This is a genomic window from Flavobacterium collinsii, assembly GCF_946903285.1.
GTDB classification, from domain to species: Bacteria; Bacteroidota; Bacteroidia; order Flavobacteriales; family Flavobacteriaceae; genus Flavobacterium; species Flavobacterium collinsii.
Genome location: NZ_OX336425.1, coordinates 858,404 through 873,317 on the forward strand (window position 1 = coordinate 858,404; position 14,914 = coordinate 873,317).

The window sequence follows — 14,914 nt, forward strand, 5'->3', positions numbered from 1 at the left end:
AGCGGGGGGAATATTCCATTCCTTGAAAACCTGCACCAACAACTATTCCTGCTAAAACGCCATAAGGTCCAGCAAAAGAACCTCCAACTCCCCAGGATGAAATTGCCGTTCCAACTCCCCATGAAGCCGTTTTAAAAATATTAACGACTTCCAGGTCATTGAGCCGTATAGTTTGTAAAGTAAAAGCTTAACTAAATCGGATTTTCTTCATTTATATATTTTTCTAATTCAAAAACTAAATCGTATGTGATTTTGCTATCACAATTTTTAGTCAGTTCATCAGTTATCTTTTTTTCAAACGACTTTGCTGCTACTCCATTTCTAATCAAATAAATATCTTGTACTAGATTACTAAGCAAAAACCATTCATCATCAGAAATTAGTTTTTCTTTTCCTTTATTCTGAATATAGTATCCATCATAATAGCCTTTGTACTTTTTATATATTTCTATTTTTTCTGAGGTTAACATTATACTGGATTTAATAGTGAAAAATTATACCTGTAACATTCGGATTTTTTAACAATGCAGGATATTCGTGCAACCCCTGCTGTGCGAAGTCTCCCGACTTCGTACCCGTTCCTATATGCCGTTACAACGTTTTTTGGCAGTTGCATACTCACCGATAACCCTTGAAACAAATACAATTATCAAGACATTCATGGAAAAAGTCAGGAGACTTTTATCATATTTTACGACTTTCAACAACTTTTAAAAATCCGCAAAGTCTTGAGACTTTGCGGAGCGGGGAAATCTGCGCTATCCATTCTCGAGATATTTACTGCATTTCCGAGCTATCGGGTACGGATGGCAAAACTACGCTATCCTATCCGACTTTTTTTTACATTTCCAAGCTATCTAGTTGATATTTCAGTCAAGTTTTCTGAAAACAATATTTTCATCGGTAAATATTCTACGTCTTTTGCACCTTTAATAACAATAGAGTTATCTTTCTGTTCGATTTTTTTAAACATAACTAGAAAAAAATCCATACCATTAGGAGCAGTACCAATAACTTTTTCAAAAATAATTTTATTGTTTTTCTCTAAAGTAAAATTAGCTTGCATTTGATTTTCTAAAAAAACAACCCATAATGATGCTTTGTAATTCTCTTTAAACAAGACTACATCAGTTTCAATCATTCTATAATCGGCAATTAGTCCAATTTCTAGTCCTTTATGGTAAGCATACTCGCTAGAAATTAATAAACTTTCATTTTTTAACTCTTTGCTTGCAAATTGCAACATCTCATATGCTTGTTCCCAAATAAATATTTTTTGGTTTGCAAAATTTAATGCTAAAAAACAGCTTAAATCAACAACTTTTTTATAAGTAAATTGTCCACCATAATAATGAAGAAAATAGTCTTTTTTATAAGCTTTTTGAAGTTTTCCAGCATTATTATAAAACTCAATGTTCATATATTTTATTTTTTTACCATTATATTTTTCACTTAATATTCTATTTAACAAATTACCTAAAAAATAAAATTTATGATTTAAACTAACTATGTCTTCTTCGTCATTAAACCAAAACATTGTCCTTTCTATTATTTCCTTCATATAATTATTATTTATGGTTTACTAATTCTGATTCCTGTATCAAAATTTCTAGGATATGGATACACCATCCCTCTAATCTTCCAATTTCCTGTTGAATTATAATGTAAACTACACATATAAGTTTCATTCCTTCGCTGGCGCGAGCGTCCCGCTCGTGGACACAATCAAAATCAATCCGTTTTCTTTTCAAACCATCGACTCCTCACCTTTATACATATTTGTTTTTTTTCCATAGTAGGAACCGACTTTATTTGCGTTCACCAACAGGCCGCTCCTGTCAGCATAGGTCATGAGACTTTGGAGAGCAGGTGGGGAATTCATGTAAAGTAAAAGACAAGAACTCTAGTCGGAATTTCATAAAAAAATTACAACCTAGTTCATTTATCTCTAAAATTCCTTATAAAAATAATATGTCAGCACGACCAAAAGAAATGATGAAACATTATATATGTCAAGTAAAAAAGAATATTTACCAATAGAATAAGAATCATCTTTAATTATGATTGCACCATACCCCTTTTTACTAAAATAATAATAATTAAACAAATAAAACAACACAGGCCCGATAAGAGCAATTTTCCTTATATCATAATTAACGTCTATTCGAGTAATTATCATTATAACATTAATAATCGTTATCAAATTACTTGTTTGTGTAAAAGATAACATTGCGTATACTGGTATTTCGGGTACAGCATTCTTTTTTGAGCTTTTTAAATAAAAATGATAATAAATTAATTTATAAATTTTCATTGTCTTAATCTTTAAATATTTTGCTTTCATACCCACTCACTCGCGCGAGCGTCCCGCTCATGGACACAATCAAAATCAATCCGTTTTCTTTTCTAACCATCAACTCCTCACCTTTATACATATTTGTTTTTTCCATCGCAGAAACTAACTTTATATGTATTCACGAGCGGGACGCTCGCGCCAGCGAAGGGAAGCAAATCGATACGGTTATACTTTGAACATCTAAAACATATTCTACCTATTGATTAATCATAGGATAAAACACTTTTTCAATCCTTATCTCAACATTCTTAAAATTATCCCTTAAAATTTTATCAATTTTATTAGAACATAAAGAAGTAATTACAAAACTAGATCCATCTAAAAGTTCAATTTTTGCATAGTAGTAATTACTGAAAGCCAATGTCCCATTAACAGTACCTTTAGAGCCATTCATAAAAAATATAATTTCACAAATTTCTTCAGAGGTATACTTTAACTTTTCTAAACTGTTTTTATTAATTATTACATTGCTTTCTACAATAAAAACATTATCTAAATTTTCCTTTAAGTAATTAATATGAAGTAATAATACTGGGAAAAAAAAGAATACCAAATAAGAAATTAATATAAAATATCCCCATTTTAATTCTATTACATTTATAAGAAATAATAAAATTAAAAACAGTATTGACACAACAATCAAATCAATAAGCATTTTTAGCTGGTTAAAAAAAGTCACTTCTATTTCCATAATCTTTACTTAATTTTATCTAACAAAATTACCCCTCGCTGTCGCGAGCGTCTCGCTTGTGGACACAATCAAAATCAATCCGTTTTCTTTTCGAAACACCAACTCCTCACCTTTATAACTTATTTATTTTTTTTCCATAGCAGTAACCAACTTTATTTGCGTTCACGAGAGCGACTCTCGCGCCAGCGGAGGTCAGGAGACTTCGGAGAGCAGGTCACAATTGTGTCAGTTTTCAGGACTTATTAAATTCTTTTTTATGCTTACCACAATTACAGACCCAGAAAGCTTATAAATAACAAAATCAAAACTTCCCTTTTTCTTTACTATTGAGTCTCCTAAATCTACTCTTAGACAGCAGTTATCCCATACGTTAACGATCTTTCCAGATCTCAATTTTAGTTTACAAATCGAGTGATCTGAAACATCAATATACTTCTCTAAAACTATACCAGTGTACTCATCATTTAATTCATCTTTATAATTTATCATTTCTACTGATTCTTGAAAAGAAGAAACAAAAAACAACAAAAACCAATAAAACAATACTCCATTTTTTTTTGATTTTTCCTCGATACAATACCTTTCATACAATTACCCATCTCTACTAAAAACCAAACACTTATCTTATTGAATATCAAAAACTAAGACAGTAAAATTCCAACTAACACAAAGCAGGAAATGTTCTCACAGCGTTGACGATTAAAACTTCTTAGAACAGCGATTACCTACTATAAGATTTGAACTCCGCATGAAACTGAAAATTTATACCAGGCAATAAAAGTAAATCACACTTACAAGTAAATTAAGAATAACTATTAAATAATTTATAACTTGAATGTATTTAATTTTAAATGCTTTTTTACTCAAAATCGCCATTAATGGGATTAAAAAAATAATATAATAATAAATACAATCGTTATAAAATTTATCTTCATTGAAACACATTGAATAACAAAACCTAAAATAAAACCTAACCAACAAAAGAATTATTAAACTTACGATCAAAGCTATATATAATCCATTATCTCTACCAACTACCATTTTTTTTTAAATCAAATTTAGAAAACCACGCGAAACAAAAACAAACAAGAAAACTCTTTCTCTCAGAATAATTCAAAAAAATTCGCATATACTAATTATTATCTTTCCAGTATGCAAAATTTGTGACAAAAAAATGCGAGACCTAAGCCTCGCATTTCTAAATACTTATATACTTTAAATAAAGATCTATTCTACCGTAACTGATTTTGCCAGGTTACGAGGCTGATCTACGTTACATCCTCTCATAACTGCAATGTAGTACGAAAGCAATTGTAAAGGTATTGTAGTGATCAGTGGAGACAATGCATCTGAAGTCTCAGGGATCTCAATTACATAATCGGCTAACTCACGAACTTGTGTATCACCTTTGGTAACTACGGCAATGATTTTACCGCTTCTGGATTTGATTTCCTGAATGTTACTTACAATTTTATCATAATGCCCTTGTTTAGGCGCAATAACAATAACCGGCATGTGCTCATCAATCAAAGCAATTGGCCCGTGCTTCATTTCAGCAGCAGGATAACCTTCAGCATGGATATAAGAAATCTCTTTAAGCTTCAAAGCTCCTTCCAATGCTACCGGGAAATTATAACCACGTCCTAAGTACAAGCAATTTGGCGCATCTTTAAATGCAGCCGCAATTTCTTTGGCTCTGTCATTAGTCTCTAATGCCTCAGCTACTTTTTCCGGGATTATCTCTAATTCCTGCAAATAGGTATGAAAATCAGTGTTTGATAAGGTTCCTTTAGCTTTACCTAATCTCAATGCGATCATGGTTAAAACTGTAATTTGAGTTGTAAATGCTTTTGTTGAAGCTACTCCAATTTCTGGCCCCGCGTGTGTATAAGCACCGGCATGACTTTCTCTTGAAATAGAAGAACCTACTACATTACAAACTCCAAAAACAAAGGCACCGTTTTCTTTTGCCAATTTAATCGCTGCCATAGTATCTGCCGTTTCCCCTGATTGAGAAATTGCGATTACTACATCGTCTTTATTGATGATTGGGTTACGATATCTAAACTCTGAAGCATACTCTACCTCGACAGGAATACGTGTAAATTCTTCAAAAATATACTCCGCTACCAAACCGGCATGCCAAGAAGTACCACAAGCAATGATCAAAATTCGTTTAGCATTAAGGAATTTTTCTAAATTATCCTCAACACCAGCCATCTGAACGATTCCTTCATTTGCATGAAGTCTTCCTCTGTAAGTATCTTTTATAACACTTGGCTGCTCGTAAATTTCTTTTAGCATGAAATGATCATACCCTCCTTTTTCAATTTGCTCCAGGTTCATCTGAAGCTGCTGAATATAAGGATCTACTAAAGAGTCGTCTTTAATTTTTCTAACTTTAAGCGGCTTGTGCAATCTAATGTTTGCCATTTCACCATCTTCAAGATAGATCGCATTTGAAGTGTATTCAATAAAAGGCGAGGCATCAGAAGCAATAAAATACTCTCCTTCTCCAACACCAATTGCCAATGGGCTACCCAATCTGGCCGCTACAATTTCATTTGGATTCTTTTTATCAAAAACAGCAATTGCATAAGCTCCTACTACCTGATTTAAAGCAATCTGAACTGCTTTACCCAACTTCAAACCTTCATTCTTCTGAACTTCTTCAATTAAGTTCACTAAAACTTCAGTATCTGTATCTGATTTAAAAGTATAACCTCTCTTTATTAATTCTTCTTTAAGTGGTGCATAATTCTCAATAATTCCATTGTGAATGATAACCAATTCTCCTGAATTAGAAAGATGCGGGTGTGAGTTTACATCATTTGGAACCCCGTGAGTTGCCCAACGAGTATGTCCAATTCCAATGCTTCCGGTTGCATCTAAGCTATCTTTGGCCTTAGCCTCAAGATCCGAAACTTTACCTTTTGTTTTACAAAGTTTTATACCTGATTCGGCGTCATACAACATAACACCGGCACTATCATATCCTCTGTATTCGAGTCGCTTTAACCCTTTGATTACAATAGGATAAGCCTCTCGATGACCGATATATCCAACAATTCCACACATATATTAATTATTAATTTGGTTTCGTGTAGTAAATTTCAAGCTGTAATTTTTTCCCTGACGGAATATTTGCGCTTGACGTACCTCCAAATAATACAGTCCCTAGCGGACTGATTACCGAAGCTCTTGGTGCCTCTGAGATAACGCTGTTTTTTAGTTTTAGTTTGTTAGATGCAATTACAGTTGCATCTCCTGTAACCACCAAACCTAATTTCACGTTTTTCGCAGTTGCATTCTTAATGATATTACGAATGTGATTCGTTAATCTAATTTTATAAGTTGTTCCTCTTTTTGTAGTAGGATCTACATTAATAATACCACTATATACTGCTTTATTCAATAGTGGATTAGACGATGTTCCATCAGAAAGATAATCTGCGATAGGTACATTGTCATCAAGATTATACAAATAAATTCGTTTAGGTTCATAAGAACCTGCCATTTTATCTGTGTCAATAGAAAAAACTAAATTAGCCTCATTAACCAACCATTTCTTCGTTCTGATTTCGTCCAGTTTAGCACCAAAACCATTAAGTTCCAGCACCGCCAATGATCCCTGTCCACCTTTTAGATAAAGTCTGTCGTCTCCTGTTTTATTATTTGGATTCGTTATTACACCAGCATAACCAGCATCTTTAGCCTCCTTAAGTAAACCTGCTGACGCACCTGTCAATTTAATCGTTAAGGTTTTATCCTCCATCGTTGTATCAGGATCCGTCGTTATCGCTGTTTTAGCCTTATACTTAATCGTAATTTTACCTGCTGTTGCAAAATTCAACAAAGCCATATTGGCTGGACTGGTTCCTGAACGTTCCACCTTAAAATATAATCCTCTGAAATACTCCTGAAAAACATCAGCAGAAGCCAATTTTGCAGCCGGAGCTTTAAGGATTTTATCCATAAAGAAAGTTTTATTCAGGTTCAAACGCATTTCCGGGGCAACTTTTGTACTTGTTTCTTTACCGGTCGTAGGATCTGTACTCTTATCCGTAATCTCACTTGCATTAAAGAAAAACTGCTCATTTTGAGTGATATCCGAATCATCGTTTAAAGGAGTTCCTTCAGTCTTTCCCGGAGCCACATAAGGTTTTTTAGATTTATCAAAATTGATATAATCGGCTACACCTGTATCTGTGTCCATATCTGTATTATACAGCTGTGCAAATTGTGCTCCTCCATCAAAAAAGGAATTACGCATTTGAACACCAGACTCATACACACTAAGTTTCATCTTCCCATTAGAAGCTCCGTAAATAGAATCTAACGCAAATGTCCTATTACCACTAGGATCAGTACTTTTAACATGATTAAAATAAGGAACACTAAGTACTACACTCACTATTTCAGGCGCATCACCAATAGTAGGCGCATAGGTTTCTAAACTAACCTGAGTAGCAAAACTGGCCGTTGTACTACCAAAAACTGTATTATCGTAAATACCTAAACCATAATTTACCGCTCCATTTGACTGAATCGGGGTTACTTCCTGATTATAAGCTAAAACATCATATTTTTCAGATTCCAGACCAAAATGATCGTCTCCGATCAAACCATCACCAATCGCATTAAAATCTTTATCGCAAGAATATAAAAGGACAACTGTTGCAACTAATAGTATTTTCTTAATAAAAGAAGTATTGTACATGTTTAATAATAAAGTTAAAATTTAAAGACCCATTGTTTTATAGAAATTTGTATACGCTTCAGCGAATGCATCTTTCGTGGCGAAAGGTAAAAAAGGTTTTCCTGAAGATTCTATAAATTTTGTTAAACTTGGAGATACATTCTCAGAAGCTATAATTACAGCATCCGAATGCAATATACTGGCTTTTAGGATATTTTCGTAATTAGGCACTTCCAAATCAGCAACTGATTCATGCGGAACTCCGTCGAATTTCACTTTATTAATCATCTCCAGATCCAGGTTCTCATCAAAAGATTGTCCGTAAACCGAGGTTACAATTTTAGTCTCAGAAAATAAAGCCTCATTTTTATAATAGTGCTTCATGTAAATAGGTAACATCGAAGCCAGCCAACCGTGAACGTGGATAATATCCGGAACCCAGTTTAGTTTTTTTACTGTTTCAACAACTCCTTTTGCAAAAAAGATAGCTCTTTCATCATTATCAGGATACAAAACCCCTTCTTCATCGGCAAAAGTTGCTTTTCGCTTAAAATATTCATCATTATCAATAAAGTAAACCTGAATTCTTTCTTTCGGGATCGAAGCAACTTTAATAATTAATGGCATATCTAAGTCATTCACTACCAAGTTCATTCCTGAAAGTCTAATTACTTCGTGTAACTGGTGTCTTCTCTCGTTAATATTCCCATATCTTGGCATGAAAATTCTTATCTGACCTCCTTGATCGTTAATCATTTTTGGAACGTCATAAGACATTAAAGAAACCTCATTTTCAGCCAAATAAGGCACGACTTCAGATGATACATATAATATCCTCTTATCTTTCATAATAGTATTTTACTTAATTTTTGGTAATAAAAACGTTGCAAAATTACAAAATTTTATGCAGTTATTAACTAATATATTATGTTTGCACTAAATTTTAATAATACTGCCATGCATATTTTCTACGGTAAAGTAGCTTTGATAGCTTATTTAAAAACTATCAAAACCGCAAATTCTACTATCGGATTTGTACCTACAATGGGCGCTTTACACCAAGGGCATCTGGCTTTAATGCAAAGATCACTTAAAGAAAATGACGATACCGTCGTGAGTATTTTTGTGAACCCAACCCAGTTCAATAACCCTGAAGATCTTGAAAAATATCCGCGTACTCTAGAAGAAGACGTAAAGAAAATGAGAGGTTTAAGCGATAAAATGATTCTTTATGCTCCTACTGTCGATGATATTTATGAAGGCCATACGATCTCTGAGGATTTTGATTTTGACGGTTTAGAAAATCAAATGGAAGGAAAATTCAGACCAGGTCATTTTAACGGAGTCGGAACTATCGTAAAACGCTTGTTTGAAATCGTCACTCCAACCAACGCTTACTTTGGCGAAAAAGATTTTCAACAATTGCAGATCGTTAAAAAAATGGTTGAAAAAAATCATTTACCCGTAAATGTTGTAGGCTGCCCTATTTTTAGAGAAGACAATCAACTCGCGATGAGCTCTAGAAACGAGCGTCTAACTCCTGAAGAACGAAAAGAGGCTTCTATAATTTACAAGGTTTTGACCGAAGCAAAAGAAATATTTCTGAAAGGCACTTCTGAAGAAACCATTCAATTTGTAGAAAATTCTTTCAAAGACAACGAACGATTTGAACTCGAATATTTCGTCATCGCTGACGAATCCACATTATTACCTATAGAACACAAAAGCAAAGACAAAAACTACCGTGCCTTTATAGCGGTATTTGTTAATTCTATAAGGTTGATTGACACCATTTCATTAAATTAATTTACCTTTGCACCATGCAAATTCAAGTTATAAAATCTAAAATTCATCGAGTAAAAGTAACCGGAGCTGATTTAAATTATATTGGCAGCATTACTATTGATGAAACTTTACTGGAAGCTTCAAACATCATTGAAGGCGAAAAAGTAGCAATTGTAAACATCAATAATGGCGAACGTTTTGAAACTTACGCGATCAAGGGAGAGAAAAATTCAGGAGAAATAACCCTGAACGGACCTGCTGCCAGAAAAGTTCAAAAAGACGACATTATCATTATCATATCTTATGCAACCTTGGAGTTTGAAGAAGCTAAAACTTTCAAACCATGGATCATTTTTCCAAATGAAAATGATAATTCGCTAACCTAATCTTTCCTTTTACACTTTATTCGATTTAGTTTGTTCAATATCTTTTGACACAAACAGTATTTTATTGGCTTAAATTCAATATTGACTTTAATAACAAATGGGGCTTGCTATTTTTAAAATTCTTGCTACGACCTGATTACAATAATTAACAAAAAATTGATTTAGGACATAGAAACATAGATTACTTAGGTATAAAAAAATGAAAGAAAGAAACACATTTCTTTCACATAGAAAAATATGCATATTTAAATGAAGTAAAATGCCTTTTCTATAAATACAAAACCTGTGTAACTATGTGTTAAAATAAATTCGCCCCAACGGATTACAATACTAAAAAAGCAAATAAAATGTTATATTGCTACACTATTACAATACTTTTTAACTCACTGAAATGCCCCACTCATGAAAAAAGTTTACCTACTAATTACCTTAATTTCAATTTCTGTCTTTTCGCAGAAAAAATTTGACAACATTAAATCCGAAAAGCTTGGAGAAGAACGAAGAATAACAATAGGCCTTCCGGAATCTTACGAAGCCAATCCCGATAAGAAATATCCCGTTTTATATTTGCTGGATGGTGATTATTTATTCGACCCATTCTCCGGCGCCATAAGCTATGGCACCTATTGGGGAGATTTACCTGAGATGATTATTATTGGTGTTCATCAAAATAAAAACGACGAGCGCGAAGACGATACTACTATTGATCAGAATACTGGACTTCCTTTTGAAAAAGGAGCTAGTTTTTTTGAATTTGTTGGTGCCGAATTAGTGCCTTACATCGAAAAGAAATACCGTACATCACCTTTCAGAATTATTGCCGGTCACGATGCAACTGCAAGTTTCATTAATTTTTATTTATACAAAGAGCAGCCTCTTTTTAATGCTTACATTGCTTTTAGTCCTGAACTTGCCAATAAAATGGAAATTAGAATTCCCGAAAAACTGGCCAAAACTACAGAACCTTTATTTTATTACCTGTCTGTAGCTGATGGAGACAATAAAAAGATCAAAGAACCTATCGAAAAATTAGACAGCAATATTAAAATCGCCAATAATCCGTTAGTAAATTACAAATACGATTTATTTAAGGGCACAACCCATTACACTCAGGTTTTACATGCAATTCCAAGTGCCTTATATCAGATTTTCGATGTTTACAAACCCATTAATTCCTCTGAATACAACAATAAAATTGCGGTTCTGGAAACCGGATATGCTGATTATTTAGAAAACAAATACAACACCATGTCTAAAGTTTTAGGAGTTCAGATTCCAGTGAGAATGAGTGATTTTAAAGTAATTGAAAACCTCATTTTAAAAAAGAACGCCTATGACGAATTAGGCAAAATGGCTGAAATTGGAAATGTAAACTATCCAAAAGCCATGCTGGGAGAATACGAACTAGGGCTTATGTATGAGAAAATGGGTGACCCAAAAAGAGCTTCTAAAAAATACCAAAATGCTTCTCAAATGGAACCAATTGGTGATTTAAATAAAGATTTAATGTACGAGAAAATGGACCAAATGAATGCACTTGCAAAAACCACTAAATAATGTCAAAAGTTAAAACTACTTTTTTTTGCCAAAACTGCGGGACCCAATATGCCAAATGGCAAGGACAATGTAATGCCTGTAAAGAATGGAATACTATTGCTGAGGAAATTATTCAGAAGCAGGAAAAAGTAGCATGGAAAAGCGAGCCCACTTCAAATGGTAAGGCTCCGCGTCCTTTAAAAATTAATGAAATTGATTCGGCACAGGAAATCCGAATGAATACTACTGACGGCGAACTAAATCGTGTTTTGGGCGGCGGAATTGTTCCCGGATCCCTGACCCTTTTGGGCGGTGAACCAGGTATTGGAAAAAGCACACTTTTGCTTCAAATTTCATTAAAACTACCTTATAAAACTTTATACGTTTCCGGCGAAGAAAGTCAGAAACAGATCAAAATGCGTGCAGAGCGAATCACTCCCAACAGCGACAATTGCTACATTTTGACAGAAACCAAAACACAAAATATTTTCAAACAAATTGAAGCAATACAGCCTGAAATTGTAATCATCGATTCTATTCAGACTTTACACACCGATTATATTGAGTCAACTGCAGGAAGTATTTCTCAAATCAGGGAAACAACTGCTGAATTGATCAAATTTGCAAAAGAAACCAATATTCCGGTTATCTTAATCGGACATATTACCAAAGACGGAAATATTGCCGGACCAAAAATCCTTGAGCATATGGTCGATACTGTCTTACAGTTTGAAGGCGACCGAAATCATGTATACCGAATTTTACGCTCATTAAAAAATCGTTTTGGTTCAACTGCCGAACTCGGAATTTACGAAATGTTAGGCAGTGGCTTACGCGAAGTATCTAACCCTTCAGAAATTCTAATTTCGCATAAAGACGAGGAGTTATCCGGAACAGCAATTGCTACTACACTCGAAGGCATGCGTCCTTTGATGATAGAAATACAATCACTGGTAAGTACCGCAGTTTACGGAACTCCCCAACGAAGTACGACAGGCTACAATGCTAAAAGACTGAACATGATTCTGGCAGTTCTGGAAAAAAGAGCCGGATTTCGCTTAGGCGCCAAAGACGTCTTTCTTAATGTTACCGGCGGAATTTCTGTTGATGATCCTGCTATTGACTTAGCCGTTGTTGCCGCCATTTTATCTTCCAATGAAGACATTCCGGTAACAAAAGGGTTTTGTTTCGCGGGCGAAGTTGGACTCTCAGGCGAAATTCGTCCGGTAAACCGTGTCGACCAACGCATTCAGGAAGCCGAAAAACTTGGATTCAACACTATCTTTGTATCCAAATACAATAAAATTGCTTTAAAAAATATCGGAATCAAAATTGAACTTGTGGCTAAAATCGAAGATGTAGCCAGCATTCTTTTTGGTTAATTTTTTACAAACCAGCTATGAAATTCCCAAAACAAAAAATATACAAAGCACTCTTAATACTTACATTAGTATTGATAGTGCTTTTTTTAGGTTTTTACATTTTCCGTGATTCACTTCTCAAACAAGCCATCACCAAAGTAACTAACAAAATGAACACGGAGTACAACAGCACATTTTCCGTAAAATCAGCTTCATTTGATGGTCTATCCGCCATAAAACTAACCAACGTGATTCTTGTTCCAAAAAACGCTGATACCCTTTGTCATATCGAAAAAATAGAAACCAGTATCAGCTTAGCCAATTTGTTAATTGGTGATGTTCAAATTGGAACTTTAAAGATCAACAACGGTTATATTCAACTCGTCAAAAAAGGAGACATACGTAATTTTGATGCCTTCTTAAAAAAAGACAAATCAGATTCGGATAAAAATGAAAAGCGTAAATATGCCACATTTGCCTATCGCATAATTTCGAAACTCCTAAATCTGGTTCCGACGGATATGAAGCTCGAGAATTTAAATTTTAAAATTGATGATAATGGCAAAAAAACCTCAGTTGCTATCAATAAACTTGTTCTGGATAACAAACAGCTCGAAACCAACCTTCACGTTCAAAGCAAAGATTTTGACCAACGCTGGAACATAAAAGGTTTTGCCGATCCAAGAAATAAAAAGGCAGACATACGATTTTTTAATCTGGATACCGGCGCAATTCGCGTTCCCTACTTAGACGAACGTTACAATTTAAAAGCCAGCTTTGACTCGATCCGACTGAATGTACAGAACATCGAAAAAGACGGCAGCGAATTACACATAGATGGCTATACTTCTATCACTAATTTAAAAATCAATCATCCGAAAATTGCCAGTAAAGATGTCGTTATCAAAAATGCCCGTTTTGATTATCGTTTTTTACTGGGAGATAGTTTTATTTCGATCGATAGCAGTTCGACCATGCAATTGAATAAGATAAAACTTCATCCTTATGTCTCCTACGACACCGAGAAAGATACCGTTTATACTCTAAAAGTAAACATTCCGAAAATGCAGGCACAAAACTTCATCGTTTCCCTGCCCGAAGGTCTATTCACCCATTTTGAAGGAATGGAAGCTTCCGGAAGTTTTGATTATAAGCTCGATTTCAGATTCAACAAAAACAAACCAAATACATTAGTTTTTGACAGCAAATTAAACAAAGAAGGATTAAAAATCACCAAATACGGAGAAGCCGACCTAAACAAATTAAATGGTGAATTTGTTTATCGCGCTATTATTCAAAACGTACTACAACGTCCCGTTTTAGTTGGAAACGCAAACCCCAACTATACGCCTTTGGATCAGATTTCTCCTTATTTACGAAAATGCGTTTTAACGACAGAGGACCCTTCGTTCTTCTCCCATCGTGGTTTTATCAATGAGGCTTTTAAACAATCTATTTTAAAAAATATCCGAACCAAAAAATTCTCACGCGGCGCCAGCACTATTAGCATGCAGCTGATTAAAAACGTTTTCCTGACCAGAGAAAAAACACTTTCGCGTAAACTCGAAGAAATTTTGCTGGTATACATTTTAGAGAACAATCGCGTTGTAAGCAAAGAAAGAATGCTGGAAGTTTATTTCAACATTATCGAATGGGGACCTAATGTGTACGGGATTGGAGAAGCAAGTCATTTTTACTTCCAGAAAAGCCCCGCTAATTTGAATGTTGATGAATGTTTGTACTTAGCGACAATTATTCCAAAACCCAGAAAATTCATGTATCAGTTTAATGATCAGGGTAATTTAAGGGATTATGCATTGAAAAATCAAAAATTCCTAAAGAATTTAATGTTCCGAAGAGGCTTGTTGGTTCCTGAAGATACTCTTGGACAATTACCCGTTTACATTTCGGGAAATGCTCGTTCCTTGATCAGAATTAAAGCTCCGGATTCTACCGCGGTAAAGAATGATTCTTTGGCGATTGAAGACGAATTTGACCTGTAAAACGCGGATTTCACGGATTGGCACTAATTTTAGGCTTAAAATCACTTATCCTCTACATAAAAATTCCACAAACTAACACGAGTTCAATCCGTGTTAA

General features: G+C 34.3%; 12 protein-coding genes. 5 read left to right on the forward strand and 7 right to left on the reverse strand.

Going from position 1 to position 14,914, the window contains the following annotated elements; all coding sequences use genetic code 11:
• Positions 1-191: 191 nt before the first annotated feature.
• The 7 genes from OGZ34_RS03880 to OGZ34_RS03910 all read right to left on the reverse strand — a co-directional run bounded on the left by OGZ34_RS03880 (position 192) and on the right by OGZ34_RS03910 (position 8,595).
• On the reverse strand, positions 192-470 hold the full coding sequence (locus OGZ34_RS03880; protein WP_173965135.1) for a hypothetical protein: 279 nt from the start codon (positions 468-470) through the stop codon (positions 192-194).
• 383 nt (positions 471-853) lie between these two features.
• Positions 854-1,561 carry a hypothetical protein gene (locus OGZ34_RS03885; protein WP_263362200.1) on the reverse strand — a complete coding sequence of 236 codons (708 nt, stop codon included), beginning with the start codon at positions 1,559-1,561 and terminating at the stop codon, positions 854-856.
• A gap of 991 nt (positions 1,562-2,552) precedes the next feature.
• Positions 2,553-3,047 (reverse strand): hypothetical protein, encoded by a 495-nt coding sequence (locus OGZ34_RS03890; protein WP_173964652.1) that lies wholly within the window; start codon positions 3,045-3,047, stop codon positions 2,553-2,555.
• A gap of 225 nt (positions 3,048-3,272) precedes the next feature.
• On the reverse strand, positions 3,273-3,536 hold the full coding sequence (locus OGZ34_RS03895; protein WP_263362201.1) for a hypothetical protein: 264 nt from the start codon (positions 3,534-3,536) through the stop codon (positions 3,273-3,275).
• 738 nt (positions 3,537-4,274) lie between these two features.
• Entirely contained in the window at positions 4,275-6,125 is a 1,851-nt protein-coding gene (gene glmS, locus OGZ34_RS03900) for a glutamine--fructose-6-phosphate transaminase (isomerizing) (protein WP_263362202.1), read from the reverse strand.
• 10 nt (positions 6,126-6,135) lie between these two features.
• The gene (locus OGZ34_RS03905; RefSeq protein ID WP_263362203.1) at positions 6,136-7,767 is read right to left on the reverse strand and encodes a DUF4270 domain-containing protein; all 1,632 of its coding nucleotides are present in this window, start codon (positions 7,765-7,767) and stop codon (positions 6,136-6,138) included.
• Positions 7,768-7,788: 21 nt separating this feature from the next.
• Positions 7,789-8,595 carry a glycogen/starch synthase gene (locus OGZ34_RS03910; RefSeq protein ID WP_173964648.1) on the reverse strand — a complete coding sequence of 269 codons (807 nt, stop codon included), beginning with the start codon at positions 8,593-8,595 and terminating at the stop codon, positions 7,789-7,791.
• A gap of 78 nt (positions 8,596-8,673) precedes the next feature.
• On the opposite strand from OGZ34_RS03910, the gene panC reads away from it, so the two are divergent.
• From panC to OGZ34_RS03935, 5 genes are all read left to right on the forward strand, one after another.
• Positions 8,674-9,552: a pantoate--beta-alanine ligase gene (gene panC / locus OGZ34_RS03915; protein ID WP_263362204.1), complete on the forward strand. Its 879-nt coding sequence runs from the start codon at positions 8,674-8,676 to the stop codon at positions 9,550-9,552.
• 14 nt (positions 9,553-9,566) lie between these two features.
• Positions 9,567-9,917, forward strand: a complete 351-nt coding sequence (gene panD, locus OGZ34_RS03920; RefSeq protein WP_017495920.1) for an aspartate 1-decarboxylase — start codon at positions 9,567-9,569, stop codon at positions 9,915-9,917.
• Between the two features lie 402 nt (positions 9,918-10,319).
• Entirely contained in the window at positions 10,320-11,474 is a 1,155-nt protein-coding gene (locus OGZ34_RS03925; RefSeq protein ID WP_263362205.1) for an alpha/beta hydrolase, read from the forward strand.
• Entirely contained in the window at positions 11,474-12,835 is a 1,362-nt protein-coding gene (gene radA / locus OGZ34_RS03930) for a DNA repair protein RadA (RefSeq protein WP_263362206.1), read from the forward strand. Before OGZ34_RS03925 ends, radA begins: the two co-directional genes overlap by 1 nt.
• Positions 12,836-12,852: 17 nt before the next feature.
• Positions 12,853-14,817, forward strand: a complete 1,965-nt coding sequence (locus OGZ34_RS03935; protein ID WP_263362207.1) for a transglycosylase domain-containing protein — start codon at positions 12,853-12,855, stop codon at positions 14,815-14,817.
• Positions 14,818-14,914: the final 97 nt, after the last annotated feature.

Coding starts and splice junctions, on each gene's coding strand:
- OGZ34_RS03880 (WP_173965135.1), bottom strand. CDS start 470: ATGTTAACCTCAGAAAAAATAGAAATATATAAAAAGTACAAAGGCTAT.
- OGZ34_RS03885 (WP_263362200.1), bottom strand. CDS start 1,561: ATGAAGGAAATAATAGAAAGGACAATGTTTTGGTTTAATGACGAAGAA.
- OGZ34_RS03890 (WP_173964652.1), bottom strand. CDS start 3,047: ATGGAAATAGAAGTGACTTTTTTTAACCAGCTAAAAATGCTTATTGAT.
- OGZ34_RS03895 (WP_263362201.1), bottom strand. CDS start 3,536: ATGATAAATTATAAAGATGAATTAAATGATGAGTACACTGGTATAGTT.
- glmS (WP_263362202.1), bottom strand. CDS start 6,125: ATGTGTGGAATTGTTGGATATATCGGTCATCGAGAGGCTTATCCTATT.
- OGZ34_RS03905 (WP_263362203.1), bottom strand. CDS start 7,767: ATGTACAATACTTCTTTTATTAAGAAAATACTATTAGTTGCAACAGTT.
- OGZ34_RS03910 (WP_173964648.1), bottom strand. CDS start 8,595: ATGAAAGATAAGAGGATATTATATGTATCATCTGAAGTCGTGCCTTAT.
- panC (WP_263362204.1), top strand. CDS start 8,674: ATGTTTGCACTAAATTTTAATAATACTGCCATGCATATTTTCTACGGT.
- panD (WP_017495920.1), top strand. CDS start 9,567: ATGCAAATTCAAGTTATAAAATCTAAAATTCATCGAGTAAAAGTAACC.
- OGZ34_RS03925 (WP_263362205.1), top strand. CDS start 10,320: ATGAAAAAAGTTTACCTACTAATTACCTTAATTTCAATTTCTGTCTTT.
- radA (WP_263362206.1), top strand. CDS start 11,474: ATGTCAAAAGTTAAAACTACTTTTTTTTGCCAAAACTGCGGGACCCAA.
- OGZ34_RS03935 (WP_263362207.1), top strand. CDS start 12,853: ATGAAATTCCCAAAACAAAAAATATACAAAGCACTCTTAATACTTACA.